The organism is Pseudomonas sp. IT-196MI5 (genome assembly GCF_949767415.1).
GTDB lineage: Bacteria > Pseudomonadota > Gammaproteobacteria > Pseudomonadales > Pseudomonadaceae > Aquipseudomonas.
Genome location: NZ_CATKPZ010000010.1, coordinates 1 through 24,549 on the forward strand (window position 1 = coordinate 1; position 24,549 = coordinate 24,549).

A 24,549-nucleotide genomic window follows, 5' to 3' on the forward strand; every position below is an offset into this window, starting at 1 on the left:
CTGGCTCGGCGCCCCCCCCACAAGCCAGCTCCTACAGGGATTGGTACGGTTTACAGGCCAAGATCCGACAGCCCCGGATGATCATCAGGACGACGCCCCAGCGGCCAGTGGTACTTGCGCTCGCTTTCCTTGATCGGCATGTCATTGATGCAGGCGAAGCGGCGGGCCATCAGGCCGTCCTCGTTGAACTCCCAATTCTCGTTGCCGTAGGAGCGGAACCAGTTGCCCGAGTCGTCATGCCATTCATAGGCATAACGCACGGCGATGCGGTTGTCGGTAAAGGCCCAGAGTTCCTTGATCAGTCGATAATCCAGCTCCTTGGCCCATTTGCGGGTCAGGAAAGCCTTGGCTTCTTCGCGGTTGTGGGCGAACTCGGCGCGATTGCGCCATTGAGTGTCCAGGGTGTAGGCCAGGGACACGCGCTCGGGGTCGCGGGAGTTCCAGCCGTCTTCAGCCAGGCGAATTTTTTCAATGGCCGATTCACGGGTGAAAGGGGGTAATGGCGGACGAACTTCGGCATTAGACATTTCAAGTCTCCGTATCAAGTTAAAGTTCAAACATCGGGTCGAGCTTGGTCAAGTTGCTACAGGTCCAACAACTTTCGCGCCATGCATTGCGCATTATCGGCGGCACTGTGATCACCCATTACAAGCGCCACGGTAATGGCACCATCGATCAGGATCAGCAGTTGTCTGGCCAGCATCTGCGGATCCTCGGCGCCATATTCGGTACACAGCTCGCACACGTAGTCGAGCAGCTTCTGTTTATGCTCTTTGGCGACCAGGCGCACCGGGTCTTGCGGGTCGCCGGTTTCGCCACTGGTGTTGATGAAGGCGCAGCCGCGGAAGCCGTCGGAAGCGAACCACGATTTGAGTACGGTAAACAGGTTGAGCAGTCGCTCGGCCGGGGTTTGTGCCTGGCCGACTTCGCCTCTGTACCAGCGCATCCAGCGCTGGTCGCGGCGTTGCAGGGCGGCCACAACCAGATCGTCCTTGTTGGCGAAGTAGCGGTAAATGCTCTTTCTGGAGACGCCGGCGGTTTTCACCAGAAGATCCATGCCAGTGGCGGCAATGCCACTTTTGTAGATCAGCTTTTCGGTGACATCCAGAATGATGTCGCGTGTGTCATTGGTAGTGATTTCGTTCATGCCGCTGACAGTAGAACGATCGTTCTCCATGGTCAATCATTATTTTGCTCGACCTTGAAATTGCCATCACTGGCAAGCCAGCTCCTACAGGGGAACGCGGTTGATCTGTAGGAGCTGGCTTGCCAGCGAAGAGGGCATTACAGACAGTAACAAGACCCAAAGCTATCGATGGTGTAAGCTCTGGGGCTCTTCGGATTCGACCCATTTGCGAGCCCTATGCCGTTGCTTTTCAAACGTTCCCTGCTGCCCAAACTGCGCAGTTTTCCGCTGACGGCCGACGCCGTCGGCATCCTCTCTGGTGCTGCCGAATTCCGTCGTTGCCTGCTGGAGAAAATCGCCAGCGCGACCCGGCGCATCTACATCGTTGCGCTGTACCTGCAACAGGATGAAGCCGGCCAGGAAATTCTCGATGCCTTGCACGCGGCCAAGCTGGCGCGTCCGGAACTGGACGTGGTGGTCGTCGTCGACTGGCTGCGCGCGCAGCGCGGCCTGATCGGTGCCGGCAAGCAACCGGGCAACTGCGCCTGGTATCAGGAAATGACCCGCACCCATGCCAGCGAAGTGCCGATCTACGGTGTCCCGGTGCAGACCCGCGAACTGTTCGGCGTGTTGCACCTCAAAGGTTTCGTGATCGATGACTGCGTGATCTACAGCGGCGCGAGCCTGAACAACGTCTATCTGCACAAGTTCGACAAGTACCGCTACGACCGCTATCACCTGCTGCACAATCGTGATCTGGCCGATTCGATGCAGCACCTGGTGCAGCATGGCCTGGTGGCCTCCAAGGCGGTGCACCGCCTTGACCTGCCGAACCTGCCAACCACCCGCAGCCTGCGCCATGACATCGGCGACCTGCGCAGCCGTCTCAAGCACGCGGCGTATGACACTTCGCGGGGCACCACCGACAGGAGCGGTTTGTCGGTCAGCCCGTTGCTTGGCGTCGGCAAGAACAATCCGCTGAACCGGGTGATCTGCGAACTGATCGCCAGCGCCCAGCAGCAACTGATCATTTGCACACCGTACTTCAACCTGCCGCTGGCGATCATCCGCGAGATCAACCGTGCGCTGGCCCGTGGGGTGAAGATCGACATTGTGGTCGGCGACAAGACGGCCAACGACTTCTACATTCCGCCGAGCGAACCGTTCCGGGTTATTTCGGCGCTGCCATACCTGTACGAAATCAGCTTGCGCCGGTTTGCCAAGCGCCATCAGCGCAACATCGACAGCGGCCAGTTGAACCTGCACCTGTGGCGTGATGCCGACAACACCTATCACCTCAAGGGCATGTGGATCGACCGGCGCTATACCTTGCTGACCGGCAACAACCTCAACCCGCGGGCGTTTCGACTCGATCTGGAAAACGCCTTGTTGATCGATGATCCCCATGGCGAACTGCTGGAGCCGCGTCGCCATGAGCTGACAGCGATCTTCCAGCACACCTCGCGTATCGAGCATTTCCAGAACCTGGAAACCCTCGCCGAGTACCCGACGGGCGTGGCCAAGTTCCTCAAACGCGTGAGTCGTGTGCGGATCGAGCGCTTGCTCTACCGCATCTTGTAGACCCGGTGAGCTTCTGAAAAGCAATCGTCGGATCGCCGCCCGGAGCAGGCTCGCTCCCACAAAAACAGCGTCGAAACACAGTGCTGTGATCGACGCCAAACCCTTGTAGGAGCTGGCTTGTCGGAACGCCGCATCGCAGCGAAGGCGGATGTGCAGGCGACATCGCTGTTGAATGTGCCGGCCACTTCGCTGGCAAGCCAGCTCCTACAAGGGACACTCGCCGGACGGGTGGTTTCGGCTAATATGCCCCCCACTCGAACAAGAACAGGGCTTGCCGCGATCCATGTCGGAAAAAGACACCATCTCCATCCAACTGGTGCGTGAAGCACTGTTGCAAAGCTGCGCGCCGGGAATCGCCACGGACGAGGTGTTGATCAAGGTTGGCATCGACCCGCTGCTATTGGGCAACACCGGCGCCCGCGTTCCGGCCACGGCTTATGCGCGCCTGTGGCGGCTGCTGGCACGGCGCGGGGACGATGAGTTTTTTGGCATGGACCCTCGCAAACTGAAATCCGGCAGCCTTGCCTTTCTGTGTCGCAGCGCCATGCTCCAGCCCAACGTGGCGGCGGGACTGTCCAGTGGCCTGGCGTTTCTGTCGTTGATTCTCGAACACCTGCCGGCGCAGTTGGTGCGCCAACAAAGCCTGGCGGAAATCGTCCTGCTGGAGGACGACAAGGAACCGCACCGGGCCTTCACCTATTTCACCTACTGGATGATCGTGCACGGCGTGGCCTGCTGGCTGGCAGGGCGGCGGATTCCAATCCTGGCCATCGAACTGCGCTGTGCGAAACCGGATTTCTGCGATGACTACCAGGTGATGTTCTCCGAGAACCTGCGTTTCGACCGTCCGCGCACGCGGATGATTTTCTCCGCCGATTGCCTGGATTTGCCGATCAAGCGCAGCCCCGAAGAACTCACGCGATTCCTGGCCCATGCGCCGGCGAACATTCTGGTCAAGTACCGCGATCCGCAGAGCCTGGCCAGTCGCATCAAACACGATCTACGCCATCTGCCGGCCGAACACTGGCCGGAAACCGAAGTCCTGGCGCAGCGTCTGTGCATGTCGGCATCCACCCTGCGCCGCCGATTGGCCGAAGAAGGGCAAACCTATCAACGCCTCAAGGACGGCGTGCGCAAGGAACTGGCGATTGTCTGGCTGGCCGAGCCCGCGATCAGCTTCAGCGAGATCGCCACGCGGCTGGGGTTCGCGGATGTCAGTTCGTTCTACAAGGCGTTTCGCAAGTGGTCGGGGTCCAATCCAGGGCATTACCGTAGCCTGATTCTCAATGACACCGAGTGAACTCAGCGGCGTAACGGTCAATTCTTCGCAGGCTTATAACGGCTGCCAGTAGTCGACCCCGGTAGATTGAGCGTGCCACTGTCCACGAAGCGCATGGTGTTGAACAGGCCACCCGAAAGCTTGCCGTGCAGGACGTAGGGCATATTGTTGAGCGTTTTCATCTGGCTGATGCCATAGGTCTGGCGGATCACCGAAAAGGCCGAAACGCTGACCGGTACGCTCACGACAGTGTCGGAAAAACGCTCGATCGAGCCCCTCTCATCGGTGACGCCAGAGGCGAAGGGCTGGCCGTTGATGTCCAGGTCCAGCGCAACGCCGTTGTAGACGAGGGTGGTGTCATTAGGGTTCTGCACGCGGATTTTCACGGCAAAGCGCACTTCCATGCCCTCGCCTTGCAGGGGCTCGATGCCCACGACGTTGACTTTCAACGGGTCTCGATTGGGCAGTGAGGAGCAGGCGCTCAGGCAGAGCATGAGGGAAATCAGGACCGCGTGAACGCTGCGCATGGTCGTGCTCTCATCTGAAAAAGGGCTAGCGGATTGACTGTGCGACCACCGTAGCCTTTGCAGGTTCATCCCTGGCGGTCACATCGGGGTTCTGCATCACTTGAAGCACTGAGGCCTGCGGATCGAATTCGTCCTCTTCCAGTTCGATGAATTCCCCGGGCAGGAAGATATTAAGAACGATAGCGCACAGCGCGCCGACGGTGATGGGCGATTCGAAAATGTTGTGCTGGGCCTCGGGCAGTTCACGCAAGACTTCCGGCACCGCGGCCACCCCCAGGCCCATGCCGAGGGAAATTGCCGCGATCGGCATGTTGCGCCGATGCAGGCCGGCCTCGGCGAGAATCTTGATTCCGGCCACGGCAGAAGAACCTCCAAACCAGTGGTTTACAGTCGTGGAGCGAACACCTCGGCCACACTGCGGCGTTTGGCGTGCAGCTCACTGGCCTGGATCAACTGTTCGAGGTCTTCGGGCGTGACGTCATAGAACGCTTCCATGTCGGCCAGCGCCAGTTTCAGGTCTTCGGCGGTGATGGCCTGACTGTCGACTGGCGGGTGATCGGCTGGAATCGCGGCTACCGGTTCGCTGGTCCCCTTGGGGTAACGTATGCGGGTCAGGTTGTTGTAGGCCAGGGCGCAGAGCAGCATCGTCGCTGCGCTGAGCATCACCGGTCCAATGGCTCGCCAGTCCATGGCAATGGTCGCCGGGTCGGCCAGCACCAGGATCAGGGCCAATCCACCGGCCGGTGGATGCAGGCAGCGCAGCCAGCACATCAGGACCAACGCCATGCCCGCGGCCAGGCAAGCGCTACCCAGGGTTCGGCCCAACACATGGGCGACCAGCAAGGCCGTCACTGCGGCGCTCAGGTAGCCGCCGAGAATCGACCAGGGTTGGGCGAGCGCGCCCGAAGACACGGCAAACAACAGCACCGCCGAGGCCCCCAGCGCGCCGATCAGGTGCTGGGCCACCTCAATGCCGAACACCTGGCTACAGAGCCACACGCTCATCAGTGTCCCCAAGGCCATGCCGATGGCGGCGCGGCTCCATTCGGTGGGGCGGGTGTTGATGGCGGCGGGAAACCAGCGAGCAAGCATTTCGGGAAAAACTCCGGCAGAAAAATCGAGGCAAAAAAAAGGGCTTGGCTGGGAAGCCCAGAAAGCCCTTGAAGGTGTTCCAACTGTTGGGGGAGGAACGCGCACAGTGTGCCGTTCAATCCAGCTACTGACAAATTCATATTAATGAGCTTTCAGTGCATTAATTTTGCTGCAAAGGCGCTCGACGGCCGCTCATGAAACACAGTAGCCCGCCCAATGCTGCGAGAGCGCTCAAGGCATAGAACATCGTTGGTGCGGGCGTGTGCATCAGCAGAATGCCGCTGATCACCGGACTCAGGGCACCACCGAGAGCGGCCAGGTTTTGCGCGCCGTAATAACTGCCGCGCAGTTCTTCCGGGGCCAGGGTGTCGACGAACAGGAACTCGGCCGGGTAAATGATCATTTCGCCGAGGGTGAAAATGAACATCGCCACGCACCAGCTCACCAGGCTATCGGCCAGGCTGAAACCGATCAGGCCGAGGATGAACAGGCCCGTGCCGGCAACAATCCACTGACGCAGTTGCTCGCGCTTGAGAAAGCGCCCGATCTGATATTGCAGGAGGATCACGCTGAGGGCATTGCAGGCCAGCAGGGCGGCCATGACGTCCATGGTGTTTTTCGAATCGCTGGTCGCCAGCAAGTACTGCGACAGATAAAACGTGAAGCGCCCGTGCACCACGGTGCTGAGCAGGCAACCGGCGGTGAACATGATCAGCGTGCGGTCGTTTTTCAGGGTGATCAGGGTTTTGAGGAAGCTCTGCGCCTGACCGGTGACAGACGAACGCACCGGGTCCTTCGCGATCCCGGCCATCAGGAAAATACTGAAAAAGGCGATGGCCGCTGCTATCAGGAACGGCGCACTGGTATACAGGCCGGCAATCACCACGCCGAGCATCGGGCCGATGGCGTAGCCAATGTTGGTCAGGGTATAGCTCAAGGAGAACGCCTTGGCGCGCTGACCCACAGGCAGGTTTTCACTGAGAATCGCTTTCGAGCCGATCAGAAACAGCGCCGACGCGGTTTCGGTGACGATCAGGGTCATCGTGGTCAGGTAAAGGTTTTCGGCGAATGTCAGCAGCACCAGGCCGATGGCGCTGGAAAGCATGGCGAGGATCAGCAGCCGGCGTTTTTCGAAGCGATCGATGATGTAGCCGCCGTACAGGGAGAGCAGGGTGGCGACGAACACCGCAATGCCGAGCAGCAAGCCAACGTCCTGTTGGTTGAGGCCAAGTTTGTCGCTGACGAACAGTGTGAGCAGCGGACTGGTGATGGCGCGGCTGACGACGATGGTCAAAGAGCAGATCAACAGGCGGCGGATGAGGGGGGAGTAGGTGGTCACGGCGTGAATGTCCTTATTCAATCGGGCCGGCATCAGCCCGGTCGTGGGCGCTACTCTAGCAGTCGGACACTCGGTCGTTGCTACGGGATTTACTGGAGGTGCAGCAGCACGAAATCATTCTTGTCGAACCGCCCGCTCAGCACTGGCGGCAATGCACCAACAGCCGTGCCTTGCAATGTTTGGTAGGCGTTGAGGTCCATCATCAGCCACGCCGGGCCGCTTAGGGTTTCAAGTTCCAGGGGCGACTCGGTGAAAACCGGGTGCAGGTCCTGTTTGATGTTGACCATGAACTTGATGGCCTTGGCGTCTTTGCCCATCCCGTGCATGACCAGCGGTGCCGGGTCGTTTTGCACGAGTTCAAACGCCTCGCGGCTGAAGGCCTGGGTGTCGTAAAGCTGTCGTTGGACGGGCTCGAACTGCAAGATGTAAAACGACCAGAGTGCCAGGACCGCACAAAAAGCCAGTGCCTGTGCTCGCCAGCGGGATTGCTTGAGCGCTGCCAGGGCGACCACTTGCAGCACACCGAGAAGGATGAACAGGGAAGTGAGGTGAGCAACGTCCTCGGGGAATTTTCGCCGTACCACCAGCAATGCCACGATCAGCAGGCCCGGGATCAGCAGCCACAGCCCCTGCATCACCCCCCTCAGCCAGGCAAACAATCGACCCCGCGTGACGTAGAACGGATACGCTGCGACGATTGCCGCCATGGGCAACATCGGCAGCAGGTAACGGGCCTTTTTCGCCTGCGGGACGGAAAGGCCGATCATCACGATCAGTCCGGCCGCTACGCAGTACTGCATCAGGCGCAGTGTCGGCCCGGCTTCCTTTGGGCCTGTCAGCGCAACAGCCCCAAGCGCCAGCACCGCCAACGGCCACGCCAGTGCATAGTTGCCCATCGAACTGGTGAAGTAATACAACACACCGTTGCTGCCTTCACTGCCGTCCATGCGTCCCATGAACTGCATGCGAATCACGTCCTGCAGGAAGGCCCGGCCGCCGCTGACGTCCGCCAGCCACAACAACAGACCGACGCACACCGCCAGCAGCGCCGTTGCCAGCAAACCGAAGACCAGCAATCGTCGCCATTGGTGACTGACCATGAAATAGCTGCAAAGCATCCCCGTAGGAATCACGAGGCCGATTGGCCCGCGAATCCAGAAGCCCAGCATCAGCAAGGCAAAGATCAGAACCCGGCGGCGCGGCGCCGCAAAGTGATCGGCGGCGTAGCCCAGGTAGAACACGCTGAACGCGACAGCCGCCAGCATCAGGTCGAGGGAAACCGCGCGGGTTTCCGTGATGAAGGTGTTGGTCAACAGCATCAGGGCGATGCTCAGCAGTGCCCAACGCGTGGAATAGGGTGCCAACAGGCGGTACATCAAGGTGACGATGACCGCTGCGGCGATGGCGCTCGGCAGCCATGCGGTCAGGCTGGTGACCTGGCCGAACGGCAGTGAAAGCAGCCAGATGAATAGCGTTGAAAGTCCCGAATAGTCTGCGTAGGGCTGGCCATAGGTCGTCGGAAAAAACGACGGCCCATTGCGCAGCATCTCCTGGGCGAACAGCACGAAGCGCGAATCGAAACCGATGGCCGCTTGCTGATACATCCCGGCGCAGAACAACAACAGCGCCAACAGACCCAGCGCGAGGGACTGTTGGCGGATGTGAGGGATCATGAGGTTCAGGCGACCACTGAGTCGGTTAACCATTGCTGGTGAGGCATCGGCAATTTGCGCGATTCGCCACGGCCGATCGGGAAATAGGTGAAACCGATGCGTGCCAGACGGTCTGCGTCGTACAGGTTGCGGCCGTCGAAGATCACCGGTGCGTTGAGCCGCTGCTGGATCAGTTCGAAGTCCGGCGCCTTGAACTGTTGCCATTCGGTGCAGATGATCAGTGCATCGGCACCGGACAAGACCGACTCAGGCGTACCCATGAGCATCAGTTTCGACTCATCGGGATACAGCTTCTGGGTTTCCTGCATGGCCTCCGGATCGAACGCACGGACATTCGCCCCGGCGGCCCACAACGATTCCAGCAATACCCGGCTCGGTGCATCGCGCATGTCGTCGGTGTTAGGCTTGAACGCCAGGCCCCACAAGGCAAAGGTCCTGCCACGCAAGTCGCCCTTGTAGAACGCGTTGATGCGTTCGAACAGTTTGTGTTTCTGCCGCTCGTTGATGGCTTCCACCGCTTGCAGCAGGTCGCTGGAGCAATGGGCCTCTTCGGCGCTGTGGATCAGGGCACGCATGTCCTTGGGGAAACATGAGCCACCGTAGCCGCAACCGGGGTAGATGAAGTGGTAGCCGATGCGCGAGTCGGCGCCGATGCCCAGGCGTACCGATTCGATGTCGGCACCCAGGTGTTCGGCCAGCTCGGCGATCTGGTTGATGAAACTGATCTTGGTCGCCAGCATGCAGTTGGCGGCGTACTTGGTCAGCTCGGCGCTACGCAGGTCCATGAACATGATGCGTTCATGATTGCGGTTGAAGGGCGAGTACAGGTCACGCATCACTTCGCGTACCTCGTCACGCTCACAACCGACGATGATACGGTCCGGGCGGCGGCAGTCGGCCACAGCCGAACCTTCTTTCAAAAACTCCGGGTTGGAGACGATATCGAACTGTAAAACGCGCCCGGCGTTGAGCAGGCACTTGTCGATGTGTGCACGCAAGGCGTCGCCGGTGCCGACCGGAACGGTGGATTTCTCCACCAGGATCGCCGGTTGCTCGCGATGCCGTGCTACCGCTTCGCCCACCGACATCACGTAGCGCAAGTCCGCCGAGCCATCGTCCCGGGACGGTGTGCCGACCGCAATGAACAGCACCTCCCCGTGCTGTACCGCGAATTTTTCGTCGGTAGTGAACTGCAGCCGATTGGCGTCAAGGCCTTCGCGTACCAGGCTGGCCAGCCCGGGTTCGAAAATACTCACGTGGCCCTGTTTGAGCAGTTCGACCTTTTTCTCGTCAACGTCCATGCAGACCACGTCGTGGCCGACTTCCGCCAGAACCGCTGCCTGCACCAGGCCAACATAACCGCTACCAAACACACTGATTTTCATGGGGCACTCCTTAATTCGGGCGCGCGAGCAGGTCGAGAATTGATGGTAATGACGCCGAGGATGACCAATGCCACGCCAAGGCTTTTTGTAAGGCTGAACGATTCGTTGAACAGCGGCAGGCTGGCGGCCAGCAGGTACACCAGCGCGTAGCTGATGCTCAGCAACGAGTAGGCCCGCCCCAGGGGCAGGTCCCGCAGGGCGGCGAGCCAGCAGAGCATCGACAAGACGTAGGCGAAGATGGCCACGAGCACCACGGCAACGGCGGTCAGGTCGATGTGAGCGCTGAGCCATTGTTCGGGTTGTGGCAGGTGACTCATGCTCCAGCGCATGCCCAATTGGGCAGCGCTGACCAGCAACACACTGCCCAGTGCGAAGGCAATACCGCGACTCAGGTTCATGCGTGTTGCCCCAGCAGAGCCACGCCGCCGATCACCAGCGCCACACCCAGCCAGTGGCGGCGGTCGATGGTTTCGTGGAACACGAAACGCGCGACCAGGGTGACCAGCACAAAGTTCAGGCTCAGCATCGGGTAGGCAATCCCGACTTCCAGGCGTTGCAGCACCAGCAACCAGACCAGCAGGCCCAGTCCCAAAGAGGCCAGTGCCAGCCAAAGCCAGGGCGAACGCAGTTTTGTCATCCACCCGGAAGGTTTGCCGCGCCAGCTTTCCACGGCATATTTCTGGGCGATCTGGCCCAGGCAGGTCAACAAGCAGGCGACCAATAGCAATAGCAGGCTCATAGCGTCGCCTGAGGGATAATCAGAATCACCAGGTTGCCTTGTTCATACCGCTTGCCCTCCTTGGGCAACTGTTCGAGTTCGCGCAGCTCTTCCTCGCCCTTGACCCGCATGACCACACCGACCGAACCTAGCTGGCGGGCGTCGTGCATCCACTGTTGCACCTGGTTGGGGTCGACGCGTTGGTTGAGCGAGTCAGGATAGGCAAGGCCATATTTCAACTCGCCTATCGTGTTGAAAAAAGCCACTTCCGGGCGTTTCACCCGCCAGGACAACGCCGATGCGGCACCCAGATCGTTGCTCAACAATTTTGCAGTCTGGCCAAGTTCCTGGGCGTGATCGAGGATGAACTGGTCAGGGGTTTTATTGGCGACTACGGAATTGGGCAGTCCGGCAGGCAATAAACCGATGAGCAACAGGCTGCCAAAGGCCGGGGCTGCCCAGCACTGCAATGGACGGAAGGCCTGCAGCAGGTTGGCCATGATCCAACCGATCAAGCCAATGAACACCAACACCAGGTTGTGCAGTTCATGATTGTAAATCGGCTTTTTCAGTTGCAGATAAACCAGCGCCAGCAGGGTGACCACACCCACCACCAGGTTCAGCAGGCCGTTGATGCCCAGGACGCGACCTTGCTCCTGCTTCAATCGGTCAGCCAGTGCATGGCCGAGCAACAATGCCAGAGGCAACAGGCACGGCAGGATGTAGGCTGGCAGTTTGCCTTTGCTCAGACTGAAGAAGAACAACGGCATCCATAGCCACAGCAGCAGGAACCCGATATTGGACTGGCGTCGGGTCTGCCAGGCTTGCTTCAGCGCTGGCGGCAGCAAGGCAACCCACGGCATGCTGAAAGCCACCAGCAACGGCAGGTAATACCACCATGGCGCATTGTGCTGGGCATCGTCCCCGGCAAAACGGCGAATGTGTTCGTGCCAGAAGAAAAACCGCCAGTAGTCAGGCTCCTGGGCGTGCACTGCCAGCGCCCATGGCAGGCTGACGGCAACGGCTACCACGACCGCCACCGGGCCGTAGACCAGCAGTTCACGCCAGCGTTTTTGCCAGATCATCCAGGGCAGGGCGATCAACACCGGCAACAACCAGGCCAGGAAGCCCTTGGTCATGAAGCCCATGCCGCAGGCCAGGCCCAGCACCGCCCACGCGATCAGGCGGTGTCCGCGGCTCGTGCTGTCGAGCGCGAACCATAACGCCACCAGGCTCAGGTTGACCCAGAAGGTGAATTGCGGGTCGAGGTTTGCATACCCCGCCGAAGCGGCAATGACCGTGAAACTCATGTACAGCAGCGCGCAGGCGAAACTCTTGCGCGGTTCGTTCCACATCCGGCGGGCGACCAGGTAGCACAGCAGCACGCTCAAGCCGGTGCTCAGTGCCGAAGCGAAGCGCACTCCGAAAAGGTTTTGACCGAACAGCGCCTGACCGATGGCAATCATCCAGTAGCCGGCCGCAGGTTTTTCGAAATAACGCACGTCCATGAAATGCGGCGACACCCAGTTGCCGCTCAGGAGCATGCCCTGGCTGATCTGGGCGTAGCGGCTTTCGTCAGGAATCCATAAGCCATGACTGCCCAGTGGCAGCAGGTACGCCAGCGCCACCATGGCCAGCAATAACGGCAAAGCCCAGCGCTTGCTCATGCGCCTTGCACTCCCAGCCAGCCTTCGCGACCTTCGAGCGCACCGCGTACCACGCGGCCGATCGGCAAACTGTCAGGGGCTTGGGGCAATAAGTCACCCAAAGGTTGAAAACGGATGTCACGCTGATGTGCATCGTTCAGCAGTTGACGGAAATCGTTGGCCATCAGAATCCCTTCTACTTCGGCATGGATCGTGTAGACATTGAGTTTTTCCGGCGTGAACCGGTCCAGGATGAACCTGTTGAAATCCTTGGCGGCGACGGTCGGCCCGACCACTTCGTCGAAGGTCGGCAGGTCCACCGGGATTTGCGGTGCACCCAGGCGACCATCGGCCAATCGCGGCTGGAACAGGCTCAGGCCGCGGCAATCGCTGTTATAGCGAAAGCCGAAACCCTGCTTGGCTTCGATCACACGCTCGTCGGCACGCCAGCCGGCAGACGCCGAGCAGGTGATCTTCTCCCCGAGAATGTCGCCGAGGGTGTCCACGCCACGGCGTATCTGTTCAACCAGTCGTGCGTCGCTCCAGCGCCCGGCGTTGGCTTGCCAGCCGTGGTGATCCCAGGCGTGCAGGCCAACCTCATGCCCGGCATCCCGGGCCTGGCGCATCAGATGCCCCAGGTCGCGCCCGATCGGTTTTCCAGGCCATGCGGTGCCGGCCAGCAGAATGTCCCAGCCATACAGGCCGGCTGCGTTGGAGCGGAGCATTTTCCAGAGAAACTGTGGACGGATGAGGCGCCACAAGTGGCGCCCCATGTTGTCCGGCCCGACACTGAAGAAGAACGTCGCCTTGACCTGCGCTTCATCAAGGATCTCCAGCAACCGGGGCACCCCTTCACGGGTGCCCCGGTAGGTGTCGACATCAATCCGCAGTCCCGCCTGCATCAGCGCTTGTCCGCGATTTCGAGCATGGCCTCGCGCAGGAAGAAGTCCAGGGTGTTGCCGATGGTTTCGCTCATCTCGACGGTTGGCGTCCAGTCCAGCAGACGCTTGGCGTTGGCGATGCTTGGCTTGCGGTGGGACACGTCCTGATAACCTGTGCCGTAGAACGCCTTGCTCTCGATGTCGCGGAAACCGGCGAACGGAGGGAAGTTGGCGCGCAGTGGGTGCGCTTCGAACTGACGCAGCAGCTCTTCGCCCAACTGACGGATGCTGGCCTCGTTTTCCGGGTTGCCGATGTTGATGATCTGGCCATTGCAGACATCGTTGTCGTTATCGATGATCCGCGCCAGGGCTTCCACACCGTCGGCGATGTCGGTGAAGCAGCGTTTTTGCTCGCCGCCGTCGAACAGGCGAATCGGCGTACCTTCCACCAGATTCAGGATCAGCTGGGTAATGGCGCGGGAACTGCCGATACGGGCCGAATCCAGACGGTCCAGGCGTGGACCCATCCAGTTGAACGGACGGAACAGGGTGAAGTTCAGGCCCTTCTGGCCATAAGCCCAGATCACGCGGTCCAGCAGTTGCTTGGAGACCGAGTAGATCCAGCGCTGTTTGTTGATCGGACCGACCACCAGGTTGGAGTTGTCTTCGTCGAAGTTGTTGTCCTGGCACATGCCATAGACTTCCGAGGTCGACGGGAAGATCACGCGCTTGTTGTACTTGACGCAGTAGCGAACCAGCTTCAGGTTTTCTTCGAAGTCCAGTTCGAACACGCGCAACGGGTTACGGGTGTATTCGATTGGCGTGGCGATCGCCACCAGCGGCAGTACCACGTCGCACTTCTTGATGTGGTACTCGATCCACTCGGAGTGGATGCTGATGTCGCCTTCGACGAAGTGGAAGTTCGGGTGGCTGCGCAGGCGCTCGATGGCGTCCGAACCGATGTCCAGGCCGTAGACCTCGTAGCGGTCGTCACGCAGCAGGCGCTCGGACAAGTGGTTGCCGATGAAGCCGTTGACGCCAAGGATCAGCACGCGGGTGCGACGCGGGGCACGGCCGGATTCGGCACCGCGCAGCACGGAACCGTCCACCAGGCCCAGTTCATTGGCCAGTTGCGGACCGCTCAGGTACAGACCGTTGTCGTTGCGCTGGCCGGCGTTGATGATCAGCGAGTCTTGACCGCAGGCGATGCGCAGCGGGTCGACGCTGATGACGCGGCCCGGCGCCAGGCCTTCGTTGCCCTTGGCGAGTTCAGCGCTCCAGACAATCAGCTTGTGCTCGCCTACCGCACAGAAGGCACCCGGGTACGGCTGGGTCACGGCACGGACGAGGTTGAACAGTTCTTCGGCCGGTTTGGCCCAGACCAGTTTGCCGTCAGCCGGAGTGCGACGGCCGAACACCGTCGCACTGGATTCGTCTTGCGGTGTTTCGCTGATCTTGCCTTGCAGCAGTGCCGGCAGAGTGTCGCGTAACAGTTCAGCGGCGGCGGTGCGCAATTTGCCGTGCAGGCTCAGCGCGGTGTCGCTGCGCTCGATTGCGACCTTTCGCTGGGCGACGATGGCGCCCGCATCGGCACGCTTGACCATGCGGTGCAGGGTCACGCCGGTTTCCGTTTCGCCGTTGACCAGCACCCAGTTGGCCGGTGCGCGGCCGCGGTAGCGTGGCAGCAGGGAACCGTGCAGGTTGAACGCGCCTTTGCGCGCCGTCGCCAGCAGCGCTTCGCTCAGCAGGTTGCGGTAGTAGAAGGAGAAAATGTAGTCGGGATCGAGCTTGGCGATACGCTCGATCCACAACGGATGGTTGGCGTCTTCCGGTGCATGCACGGCAATGCCGTGGCGGGCGCACAGCTGTGCGACGGAACCGTAGAACGCGTTCTCCTTCGGATCGTCGGCGTGAGTGAACACCGCAGCGATCTCAAACCCTGTGGAGAGCAGGGATTCGATGCCGGCGCAGCCAATATCGTGATAGGCGAAGACAACAGCTTTTGCACTCATGAAGGAACCTGATCTGAAGAAGTGGAAGTAAGGCCGTCGACGGTAACAACGGAAGCAGGGGATTCGGGCTCGCTACGCAGCACCTTTTCAATGAAGAAGCGCGGACGTGCGCGCACGTCGCTGTACATGCGGCCCAGGTATTCACCCAACAGGCCCATGCCGATGAATTGACCACCGGTGAAGACGAACAGCACGGCGAACAGTACGAAGGTACCGCCACCAGCCCAGCCGGCACCGAACACCAGGCGCAACAGGATCAGCGTGATGGCGAACAGCACGCCCAGGGCCGCCATGCCGACGCCGACGATGCTCAGCAGTCGCAGCGGCGTGGTGGTCATGCAGGTGACCAGGTCGAACATCAGGTTGATCAGGCGCATGGGGCTGTACTTGGAATCGCCGTGTTCACGCTCGGCGTGGGTCACGGGGATTTCCGTGGTGTGGCGGGCAAAGCTGTTGGCCAGGATCGGAATGAAGGTGCTGCGTTCACGGCAGGCGAGCATGGCGTCGACGATGGTGCGTCGGTAGGCGCGGAGCATGCAGCCGTAGTCGCTCATGGCTACGCCGGTGGAACGCTTCACGGCCAGGTTGATCAGCTTCGATGGCCAGCGGCGCAAGGCCGAATCCTGACGGTTGTTGCGTACCGTCGCGACGACGTCATAGCCAAGTTCGGCCTGGGCCACCAGCCGCGGGATTTCTTCGGGCGGGTTTTGCAGGTCGGCATCGAGGGTGATGACGACATCGCCCTTGCACTGCTCGAAACCGGCCATGATCGCCGCGTGCTGGCCGTAGTTGCGGTTGAGGATCACCGCCACCACCGGGCTGCCTTCGCGGGAGGCGGCGTCTTCAAGGATCTGTGCGGAGTCGTCGCGACTGCCGTCGTCGACCAGCACGATTTCATAGGCCTGGTGCAACTGCTGGCAGGCCGCTTCGGTGCGCCGAAGCAACTCAGGCAGGCTTTCCTGTTCGTTGTAGACCGGAATGACGATCGAAACGAAATTGATTGGGTAAGGTCTCAAAGGCTTCTGTCCATGCAGTTTTCGATGGCAGCGACGACGCGCTCGACATCATCGGTGGTCATGTCGGGGAATAACGGGATCGAACACAGCCGCGCCGAATTCCATTCGGTGTTGGGCAGGTACAGGTTAGGGTAACGCTGGCGGTAGTAGGTGTGCAGGTGTGTGGCGATGAAGTGAATGCCGGTGCCGACATTCTGTTCCTGGAGCGCTTTCATGAACGCTTCGCGATCCAGCCCGCACCGCTCGGCGTCGATGCGCAGGATGAACAGGTGCCAGGCGTGCTTTTGCGAGTAAGCGGGGACAGCCAGCGGTTGCACCGGCAAGCCTTCCAGGCGCTGCAAGTAGGTCTGGGCCAGTTGAGTGCGCCTGGCGTTGATCTCGTCCAGGCGTTCCAGTTGCACCAGTGCGATGGCCGCGTTGATGTCAGCCAGGTTGTACTTGAAGCCGGGTTCGACCACTTGGGCCTGGGGCTTGCGGCCGTGGGTCAGGCGGTCGTAGGCATCAACCCCCAGCCCGTGAAACTTGAGCATGCGTACCCGCGAGGCCAGGGCTTCATCGTCGCTGACGAACATGGCGCCTTCGGCGCAGGTCATGTTCTTGATCGCGTGGAACGAGAAAATCGCCGTGCCTTTGGAACCGACGTGACGACCTTTATAGAAAGTGCCTGCCGCGTGGGCGGCGTCTTCGATCACGACAATGCCGTGTTTGTCGGCCAGGGCGTAGAGCGGATCGAGGTCGAATGCCGCGCCGGCGTAATGCACCGGGATAATGGCTTTGGTGCGCGAAGTGATCGCCGCTTCGATAGCGGTCACGTCGGTCATCAGCGTGTCGCGGTCGATGTCGACGAACACCGGCGTGGCACCCAGCAGGGTGATCATGTTGGCGGTGGAAACCCAGGTCTGCGAAGGTGTAATGACTTCATCGCCGGGACCGACACCCAATGCCAGCAGGGTGATATGCATCCCGCCGGTGGCCGAGGAAAGTGCCACGGCATGCCGGCAACCGACGTAGTTGGCGAAGTGTTCTTCCAGTGCCTGGTTCTTCGGTCCGGTAGTGATCCACCCGGAGCGCAATACTTGTTCTACGGCCGCGATTTCTTCGTCGCCGATGCTGGGACGGGAGAAAGGGAGAAACGCCTGACTCATGGGCACCTCTGGGGCTGAAAACGTAAATAGCCTTTGAGGCTAAAAGGGATCCAAAAATCAGCCTAGACGCTAAATCAGAACCTGCATCAAATCAACCAGTTACTGGATGGAGGTAAAAAATTGCATCAGTTGACTTTTTTCGCCATGGCCGGCAGGTTGGACGTCCATCTGGGCTGCGCCGATTCTATAGAAGGTTATGCCCGATTTTGTGAAAGGAACATGAAAAAACGGTTGGGGAATCGTTTATCTGAAAGCTATTAAGCCGCTGTTCAGACTTCCCGCATGTATGGCGGTTCTTGGGAAAAGTCCTACAGCTGTAATGTCTTTTACATCATCGTTATTTCACTTCTTAGTTGCTTCATTGAACTGTTTACATTCAAGGCCGTTTCGTTTGATTGACTTACCTGTTACTGACTCAAGTTTACCCCTCACCAATCCGCTGACCCTGTATCTGGCGCGACTGGCGCCGTCCAGCCAACTGACCATGCGTTATGTGCTGCAGGATGCCGCCGACCGCCTGGGTTTCGAAGATCACGATATCGAGGAGATACCCTGGCACAACTTGCAGCCCGAAGACGTGATCGCGCTGGTGGCCACTTTGCGTTCGGATGGTTATGCGCCGAATACCTCCTCGCTGTATGTCAACGCGGTGCGCGGGGTGATGAATGAAGCGTGGCGCATGAGCCTGATCTCTCAGGACCATCTGTTGAAGATGCGTACGGTGAAGGGCATGGCCGGTACACGGCTGTCCCAGGGGCGCAACCTCAGGCGCACGCTGATTCAGGAATTGATGGCGGTCTGCGCCGCCGATCCGCGGCCGCAAGGCCTGCGGGATGCAGCAATCATCGGGATTCTGTACGGTTCGGGAATGCGCAAATCCGAATCGGTGAACCTGGAACTGGACCAGGTCGATTTCACCGAGCGCAGCCTGCGAGTGACGGCCAAGGGCAACAAGCAGTTGATCAAGTACGCCCCGGCCTGGGCCTTCGCCAAGCTTGAAGCCTGGCTCGAGCTGCGTCGTTCGTTGCTCAAGGAAGGAGAGGCGGACGACCCGTTTCTGTTCAATCGCATCCGCCGGGGCAGCCATATCACCCGTGAGCGCATCACCAAACACGCGATTTACTACATCGCCCGGCAACGGGGCGCGCAGGTTGGGGTGAAAATCATGCCCCACGATTTCCGGCGTTCATTCATAACCCGGGTGATCGAAGAGCATGACTTGTCGATTGCGCAAAAACTGGCACATCACAGCAACATCCAGACCACGGCCAACTACGATGTGCGCGATGACAACGAGCGGCGTCGGGCGGTGGATCGATTCGATCTGTGAACGATCACACCTCGCTCAGCACATGGGCATGGCCGATGGTCGAGACCTGAACCGAGCTGCCGGCGGGTGGTGCATACATGCCCGAACTGCGCACCAGCAGTGATCGGCCCGGTTGCTCGCGGCTGGTCAATGGCTGGAGTTCCACCGTCAGCGTGCAGGTGTTGCCGCTGAAGTCCCGGTCGGTGACCACGGCCCGGCAACCGCTGTCTTGCGGGTCGCTGGGCAGGATGCTGGCCAGTTGCAGCTGTTCGGGGCGCAGCATGATCTGCGCCGAGCAGTTGTTGCGGTGGTTGTTGACCGGTATCCGCCCCAGGTCGCAATGGGCCCAACCGGCCTCGATGCGCGCGGGCATGACCACGGCATCCCCCAGAAACAGCGCGGTCTGTTCGTCTTCGGGATAGCGATAAAGGTCCAGCGGGTGCCCTGACTGGACCAATCGGCCATGGCGCATCACTGCCAACTGGTCGGCGAACGACAGGGCTTCACTCTGGTCATGGGTGACCAGAATGGTGGTGACGCCCGCGTCTTCCAGCAGTCGCGCAACCATCTTGCGCATTGCCGCGCGCAATCCGGTATCGAGCGCCGAGAACGGCTCGTCCAGCAACATCAGCCGTGGTTGTTGCGCCAACGCCCGGGCCAGGGCCACGCGCTGCTGCTGGCCGCCGGACAATTCGTGAGGCCAGCGCTCGGCCATCTTCGCGTCCAGCGCCACGCTGTCCATCAGTTCGGCGATTCGCTGTAGTTTTTCAGTGCCCTTGGTCGCCAGGCCGAAGCCGATGTTCGCGGCCACGGTCATGTGTGGAAAGAGTGCGCCATCCTGTGGCACATAGCCAATCAGACGTTGATGGGCCGGCACTTCGTGGGTGCCGTCGACCAGGGTCTGACCATTGAACGAAAGACGTCCGGCGTCGGGGAATTCGAAGCCGGCAATCATCCGCAGTAACGTGGTTTTACCGGAGCCGGAAGGACCGACGATCACCGTGCGACTGCCGCTGGGCACCGACAGGCTGACGTTGTCCAGGGCGCAATGGGCGCCATAGGACTTGTAGAGGGCATTCAATTCAAGAGTGTTCATCGGCCAGCCGTTTTTTTCGATTGGTGATAAAGAAGTCCGGTCAACGGAAGCGACAGCACAACCATCAATAAGGCGTAAGGCGCAGCGGCCGCGTAATCGATTTCGCTGGTCATGGCCCAGAATCCGGTCGCCAGGGTGCGCGTGCCATTCGGGGACAGCAGCAGGGTGGCGGTCAATTCGTTGGTGATCGCCAGGAACACCAGCGCCGCGCCGGCGGCAGCCCCCGGCGCGGCCAGGCGCAAGGTGATCAGCCACAGGGCCCGGGCCGGCGAGCGGCCCAGGCTGCGGGCAATGTTTTCCAGTTCCACCGGGGCCTGGGCAATGCCTGCGCGCAGGCTCACCAGGGCGCGAGGCAAGAACATCAGCAGGTACGCCAGCAGCACGGTGAAGGTGGTCTGGTAAATCGGCCGGGCAAAATGGATCGTGATGGTCACCAGTGCCAGCGCCACGATAATTCCCGGCAGGGAACTGGTGATGTAGTTGCAGCTTTCCAGCACTCGTTGCAGTCGGCCGGGGTAGCGGATCGACAGCCAGGCGATCGGGATCGCTGCGCAAGTGGTCAGCGCCGCGCCAGCGACGCCAAGCAGCAGGGTTTGCTCCAGCGCGGGAAGCAATTCGGCCATGTCCCAGACTTCCATGCCCCCGGCGATCAGCCATTTACCCAAGGTGATCAAGGGCACGCCCAGGGCCAGGGCGCAGGTCACGATTTGCAGCGACAGGGAGAGCAGGGTGGATACCGGTTTCAGGCACACGACCCGTTGCTCCCGGGCGCTTCCCGAACCGACGCGGGCGTAACGGGCGGACCCCCGGGCGGCGGATTCGGCCGTCAACATCGCCAGGCAACACAACGCCAGCACGCTGGCCAGCATGTGCGCCGCTGCGCCGTTGAAGGTCGACTTGAACTGATCGAAGATCGCGGTGGTAAAAGTGTCGAAGCGGATCATCGCGTACAGGCCGTATTCGGCCAGAAGGTGCAGGCCGACCAGCAAGGCGCCACCGCAGATCGCCAGACGCAATTGCGGCAGTACCACGCGGAAAAACACTTTCCAGGGTTTTAGCCCCATGGATTCGGCGACGTCTTCAATGGCCGGGTCGAGCCGGCGCAAGGTGGCCGCCACCGGCAAATACAGGAACGGGAAGTAGGCGATGACCGAGACCAGGACACCGGCAAACAAGCCGTGAATCGGTGGTACCAGGCTGACCCAGGCGTAGCTGTGAACGAACGCGGGCACCGCCAGCGGTGCCGTGGCCAACAACGACCACCAGCGCCGTCCGGGCAAATTTGTACGTTCTGTGAGCCACGCCAGTGTCACCCCCAGTGCCACGCACAACGGAATCGTCAGCAGCACCAGCAATACGGTATTGATCAGCAGTTCGCCAACCCGGGGGCGGAACACCAGGGTCACGACGGTTGACCAGCCTGTCTGCAGGGACACGCCAACAACGTAAGCGATCGGTAGCAGCGCCAGTAATGAAACGAGCACCGACAGACCGATCACCCATACACCGCCACGTCCCGCAAAGACTCCGCGGGATCGTCGGCGCAAATGTGCGGGTGTCGCCTCAACGACGCCCGCAGGCAGGGTTTCAGGTATCAATTAGAGCAGTCCGGCCTGTGTCATCAGCTCCACGGCTTTTTTGCTGTCGAGTTTCGAAGCATCGACAGTCGGCGCGTCGAGTTGCTGCAGAGGCACCAGTTTAGGGTTGGATTCAGCGTTCTTGCCCACGGCGTACTCAAACGACTTGCCGTTCTTCAGGACGGCCTGGCCATCCTTGCCGGTAATGTATTTGAGAAACGCTTGGGCTTGTTCTTTGTGTTGGCTGGAAGCGAGGACGCCGCCGCCGGAGATGCTAACAAAAGCGCCCGGATCTTTGTGCTTGAAATAGTGCAGGGCGGTGTTTTTGCTGTTTTCGCCGGTCTTTGACTGATCCACCAGGCTGTAATAGTGGTAGATCACGCCGCTGTCGATCTGCCCGGCATTCACCGCCTTGAGTACCGAGCTGTTGCCACGGTAGTTGGCGTAGTTGGTTTTCATGGCCTTGAGCCACTCAAGCGTGGCGGCTTCACCCTTTTGTTCCAGGATGGCCGCGACGATGGCCTGGAAGTCAGCTCCGCCTGGCGAGGCAGCCCAGCGACCCTTCCAGCTTGGCGAAGCCAGGTCCATGATCGATTTCGGCAGGTCGGCTTCCGACAGTTTGCTCGGGTTATAGACGAACACCGTAGAGCGCGCGGCGATCCCGACCCATTTGCCGTGGGCCGGGCGGTAGGCGGAATCAACCTGCTCCAGCGTGGCTTTATCGACCGGCGCAAACAGCCCGGCGTTGTCGACCAGCACCATGGCCGGGGAGTTTTCGGTCAGGAATACGTCCGCCGGAGAAGCTGCGCCTTCCTGCACGATCTGGTTGCCCATCTCGGTGTCATCGCCGTTACGCAGGGTGACGGGAATACCGGTTTCCTGAGTGAAGCCCTCGACCCAGGCCTTGGTCAGGCCTTCGTGTTGCGCGTTGTACACCACGATACCGACGGAGTCGGCGGCATAGACCTGGCCAGCGCTCAGCAAAGCAGTGGCCAGCAGGGCCTTTTTCAAGAACGAAGGGATGTTGGGAATCATTCTGCGGGCTGCTCCTGGTGCATTTTTTTGAAAGTCATACGCATTGAAACGCTTGTAAATCAATGCGAATCATTTGCATGATTTGAATTGCAGGGAATGTAGAGATCCAAATGAGAAAATAACGTAAAAAAAACCGTAAATACATGTAATTTTCATTCAGATTAGCAGCGTTGTGCCCACTGTGGTTCGACTCGTCGATCAAACGATGTCTTCGATCAGAATATGGCGCTGCCCTCGACTGCCTTTTGTCGTGCCTTTGGCACTCACCTGCAAAAAAATGAAAAGCCGGTTCGACGTCTCGGTTTTTTTGCGTCTTGCTTGTCAGGGCTGGATTTGCGGGAAGATCAGGACTTGCAGGTTGCCGCGCTGATAGCGTTTTCCGTCGGTGGGCAGCGCCTCGACTTCCTGAATTTCATCGACGCTGTTGACCCTCATCACCACCCCGACCGAGCCCTTTTTACGCGCCTCGGTCATCCAGTGTCCGACCTCTTGCAGGGTCACTTTGCGCGAGACGGCGGCGGGATCCCGCAGGCCGTATTTCATTTCACCCACGACATTGTAGAGCGCTACTTCCGGTCGTCTGGTCAGCCACGACAAGGCCGAGGCCGCGCCCAGGTCGTTGCTCAGCAGCGAGGTAGTCTGGTTCAAGCTGTCCAGGTGTTCGGCGATAAACCGGTCGGGCATCTTGCTGTCGACGATCTGGCCCGGCATGGCGGCGGGCAGCAGCGCCACCAGCAGCCAGATGCCGAGGGCCGGCATCGCCCATAACGTCAATGGCCGCAGGATTTGCAGTACGTTAACGATGATCCAGCCCAGCAGCACGATGAACGCCAGGGACAGGCTGAACATCTCGGTATTCTCGAAAATCTCTTTGCTCAGTTGCAGGTACAGCAAAGCGATCAAGGCCACCGTGGCAATGACCACGTTGAGCCAGCCGTTGACGCGAATCGTCCGTTCCCGTGCCTGTTCCAGCAGGCCGGTCAGCGCATGGCCCATCAGCAGCGCCAGCGGTAACAGGCACGGCATGATGTAGGTCGGCAGCTTGCCGCTGCTCATGCTGAAAATCGCCAATGGCAACAACAACCAGAGCAGGAGAAATCCGCCGACGGGCTGACGCTTGTTGTTCCAGGCCTGGATGAACGTTGTCGGCAACAACACAGTCCAGGGCAGGGCGGAAACGACCAGCATCGGCAGGTAGAACCACCACGGACGGGCGTGTTGCGCATTGTCGGCGGCGAAGCGGCGTACGTGCTCGTTCCAGAAGAAGAAATTCCAGAAGTCCGGTTCCTGATGATGAATGGCCAATGCCCAGGGCAGGCAGACGGCCGCGGCGACCACAATAGCCAGTGGCCCGTAGCGCAACAGTTCGCCCATGCGACGCTGCCAGAGCATGTAGGGTAGGGCGATCACCGCCGGCAGCAGCCAGGCCAGAAAGCCCTTGGTCATGAAGCCCATGCCGCAGGCGATGCCCAGCACCGCCCAGAATCCGAGGCGGGTGCGAGTGCTGCGACTGTCGATGGCAAACCACAGGGAAACCAGGCTCAGGTTGACCCACAGGGTGAACTGCGGATCGAGGTTGGCGTACCCGGCCTGACCGGCAATCAGCCCGAAGCTCATGTAGAGCAGCGCGCAGGCGCAGCTTTTGCGCGGATCGCGCCAGAACCGGCGGGCAATCAGGTAGGTCAGCCACACGCTCAGCCCGGTACTCAACGCTGACGCGATGCGCACCCCGAACAGATTGTCACCAAACACCGCCTGGCCGATGGCAATCATCCAGTACCCGGCAATCGGTTTTTCGAAATAACGCAGGCCCATGAAATGCGGCGAGACCCAGTTCCCGCCTTGCAGCATTTCCTGGCTGATCTGGGCATAACGGGTTTCATCGGGAATCCACAGGCCGTGGCTCATCAGCGGCAGCAAGTAGAACACGATGAACGCCAGTAACAACGCCAATAGCATCCAGCGCTCGCTACGCTCGTTGGTCGGTGCGGGGGGGACGTACAGGCGGGAAGAGTGGCCAGCAAAATCCGGCAGTGGCTGAATTGACGTCATGTCTCGACCTTGGCGCTGAGGTGGCAGTTTGAAGCTAATGAGAGATACAACCGGAATGAT

The 24,549-nt window shown here is 60.2% G+C and carries 21 protein-coding genes and 1 pseudogene; 3 read left to right on the forward strand and 19 right to left on the reverse strand.

Features of this window, described 5'->3' with window-relative positions; translation table 11 throughout:
• Positions 1–50 precede the first annotated feature (50 nt).
• Both ACM6IK_RS06900 and ACM6IK_RS06905 read right to left on the reverse strand, forming a co-directional pair.
• Positions 51–527, reverse strand: coding sequence for a DUF1348 family protein (locus tag ACM6IK_RS06900; RefSeq protein WP_414873695.1), 477 nt, complete (start codon positions 525–527; stop codon positions 51–53).
• Between the two features lie 56 nt (positions 528–583).
• On the reverse strand, positions 584–1,147 hold the full coding sequence (locus ACM6IK_RS06905; protein WP_414873799.1) for a TetR/AcrR family transcriptional regulator: 564 nt from the start codon (positions 1,145–1,147) through the stop codon (positions 584–586).
• A 216-nt stretch (positions 1,148–1,363) separates the two neighbouring features.
• Here ACM6IK_RS06905 and pssA point away from each other — a divergent pair, with 216 nt between their 5' ends.
• Entirely contained in the window at positions 1,364–2,707 is a 1,344-nt protein-coding gene (pssA, locus tag ACM6IK_RS06910) for a CDP-diacylglycerol--serine O-phosphatidyltransferase (RefSeq protein ID WP_414873696.1), read from the forward strand.
• A gap of 283 nt (positions 2,708–2,990) precedes the next feature.
• Positions 2,991–4,007 carry an AraC family transcriptional regulator gene (locus ACM6IK_RS06915; RefSeq protein WP_414873800.1) on the forward strand — a complete coding sequence of 339 codons (1,017 nt, stop codon included), beginning with the start codon at positions 2,991–2,993 and terminating at the stop codon, positions 4,005–4,007.
• Between the two features lie 17 nt (positions 4,008–4,024).
• Here ACM6IK_RS06915 and ACM6IK_RS06920 read toward each other — a convergent pair whose 3' ends face one another.
• The 13 genes and pseudogenes from ACM6IK_RS06920 to arnB all read right to left on the reverse strand — a co-directional run bounded on the left by ACM6IK_RS06920 (position 4,025) and on the right by arnB (position 17,420).
• Positions 4,025–4,513, reverse strand: a complete 489-nt coding sequence (locus ACM6IK_RS06920; RefSeq protein ID WP_414873697.1) for an LEA type 2 family protein — start codon at positions 4,511–4,513, stop codon at positions 4,025–4,027.
• 25 nt (positions 4,514–4,538) lie between these two features.
• Positions 4,539–4,883 (reverse strand): annotated as a pseudogene (locus tag ACM6IK_RS06925) (xanthine permease XanP); the annotation flags it as partial.
• Positions 4,884–4,897: 14 nt separating this feature from the next.
• Entirely contained in the window at positions 4,898–5,605 is a 708-nt protein-coding gene (locus ACM6IK_RS06930) for an HPP family protein (RefSeq protein WP_414873698.1), read from the reverse strand.
• 160 nt (positions 5,606–5,765) lie between these two features.
• Entirely contained in the window at positions 5,766–6,944 is a 1,179-nt protein-coding gene (locus ACM6IK_RS06935; protein WP_414873801.1) for an MFS transporter, read from the reverse strand.
• Between the two features lie 89 nt (positions 6,945–7,033).
• The gene (locus ACM6IK_RS06940; protein WP_414873699.1) at positions 7,034–8,617 is read right to left on the reverse strand and encodes an ArnT family glycosyltransferase; all 1,584 of its coding nucleotides are present in this window, start codon (positions 8,615–8,617) and stop codon (positions 7,034–7,036) included.
• 5 nt (positions 8,618–8,622) lie between these two features.
• Positions 8,623–10,002, reverse strand: a complete 1,380-nt coding sequence (locus tag ACM6IK_RS06945) for a UDP-glucose dehydrogenase family protein (protein ID WP_414873700.1) — start codon at positions 10,000–10,002, stop codon at positions 8,623–8,625.
• A complete protein-coding gene (gene arnF, locus ACM6IK_RS06950) occupies positions 9,999–10,400 on the reverse strand; it encodes a 4-amino-4-deoxy-L-arabinose-phosphoundecaprenol flippase subunit ArnF (RefSeq protein WP_414873701.1) in 402 nt (133 codons plus the stop codon). Before arnF ends, ACM6IK_RS06945 begins: the two co-directional genes overlap by 4 nt.
• The gene (gene arnE, locus ACM6IK_RS06955) at positions 10,397–10,741 is read right to left on the reverse strand and encodes a 4-amino-4-deoxy-L-arabinose-phosphoundecaprenol flippase subunit ArnE (RefSeq protein WP_414873702.1); all 345 of its coding nucleotides are present in this window, start codon (positions 10,739–10,741) and stop codon (positions 10,397–10,399) included. Before arnE ends, arnF begins: the two co-directional genes overlap by 4 nt.
• On the reverse strand, positions 10,738–12,387 hold the full coding sequence (gene arnT, locus ACM6IK_RS06960; protein ID WP_414873703.1) for a lipid IV(A) 4-amino-4-deoxy-L-arabinosyltransferase: 1,650 nt from the start codon (positions 12,385–12,387) through the stop codon (positions 10,738–10,740). The genes arnE and arnT (ACM6IK_RS06960) overlap by 4 nt, the downstream gene beginning before the upstream one ends.
• Positions 12,384–13,268, reverse strand: coding sequence for a 4-deoxy-4-formamido-L-arabinose-phosphoundecaprenol deformylase (gene arnD, locus ACM6IK_RS06965; protein WP_414873704.1), 885 nt, complete (start codon positions 13,266–13,268; stop codon positions 12,384–12,386). Before arnD ends, arnT (ACM6IK_RS06960) begins: the two co-directional genes overlap by 4 nt.
• Positions 13,268–15,259 (reverse strand): bifunctional UDP-4-amino-4-deoxy-L-arabinose formyltransferase/UDP-glucuronic acid oxidase ArnA, encoded by a 1,992-nt coding sequence (arnA, locus tag ACM6IK_RS06970; protein ID WP_414873705.1) that lies wholly within the window; start codon positions 15,257–15,259, stop codon positions 13,268–13,270. Before arnA ends, arnD begins: the two co-directional genes overlap by 1 nt.
• A complete protein-coding gene (gene arnC, locus ACM6IK_RS06975; RefSeq protein ID WP_414873706.1) occupies positions 15,256–16,275 on the reverse strand; it encodes an undecaprenyl-phosphate 4-deoxy-4-formamido-L-arabinose transferase in 1,020 nt (339 codons plus the stop codon). The genes arnA and arnC overlap by 4 nt, the downstream gene beginning before the upstream one ends.
• On the reverse strand, positions 16,272–17,420 hold the full coding sequence (arnB, locus tag ACM6IK_RS06980) for a UDP-4-amino-4-deoxy-L-arabinose aminotransferase (RefSeq protein WP_414873707.1): 1,149 nt from the start codon (positions 17,418–17,420) through the stop codon (positions 16,272–16,274). Before arnB ends, arnC begins: the two co-directional genes overlap by 4 nt.
• A gap of 391 nt (positions 17,421–17,811) precedes the next feature.
• Between arnB and xerC the strand changes: the two genes are divergently transcribed.
• A complete protein-coding gene (gene xerC, locus ACM6IK_RS06985; protein WP_108215794.1) occupies positions 17,812–18,750 on the forward strand; it encodes a tyrosine recombinase XerC in 939 nt (312 codons plus the stop codon).
• Between the two features lie 4 nt (positions 18,751–18,754).
• Here xerC and ACM6IK_RS06990 read toward each other — a convergent pair whose 3' ends face one another.
• The 4 genes from ACM6IK_RS06990 to arnT (ACM6IK_RS07005) all read right to left on the reverse strand — a co-directional run bounded on the left by ACM6IK_RS06990 (position 18,755) and on the right by arnT (ACM6IK_RS07005) (position 24,489).
• A complete protein-coding gene (locus ACM6IK_RS06990) occupies positions 18,755–19,825 on the reverse strand; it encodes an ABC transporter ATP-binding protein (RefSeq protein WP_414873708.1) in 1,071 nt (356 codons plus the stop codon).
• Complete coding sequence (locus tag ACM6IK_RS06995; RefSeq protein WP_414873709.1) at positions 19,822–21,372, reverse strand: ABC transporter permease; 1,551 nt, start codon at positions 21,370–21,372, stop codon at positions 19,822–19,824. The genes ACM6IK_RS06990 and ACM6IK_RS06995 overlap by 4 nt, the downstream gene beginning before the upstream one ends.
• Positions 21,373–21,423: 51 nt before the next feature.
• Complete coding sequence (locus tag ACM6IK_RS07000) at positions 21,424–22,437, reverse strand: iron ABC transporter substrate-binding protein (protein ID WP_414873710.1); 1,014 nt, start codon at positions 22,435–22,437, stop codon at positions 21,424–21,426.
• Between the two features lie 321 nt (positions 22,438–22,758).
• Positions 22,759–24,489, reverse strand: a complete 1,731-nt coding sequence (arnT, locus tag ACM6IK_RS07005) for a lipid IV(A) 4-amino-4-deoxy-L-arabinosyltransferase (RefSeq protein ID WP_414873711.1) — start codon at positions 24,487–24,489, stop codon at positions 22,759–22,761.
• Positions 24,490–24,549: the final 60 nt, after the last annotated feature.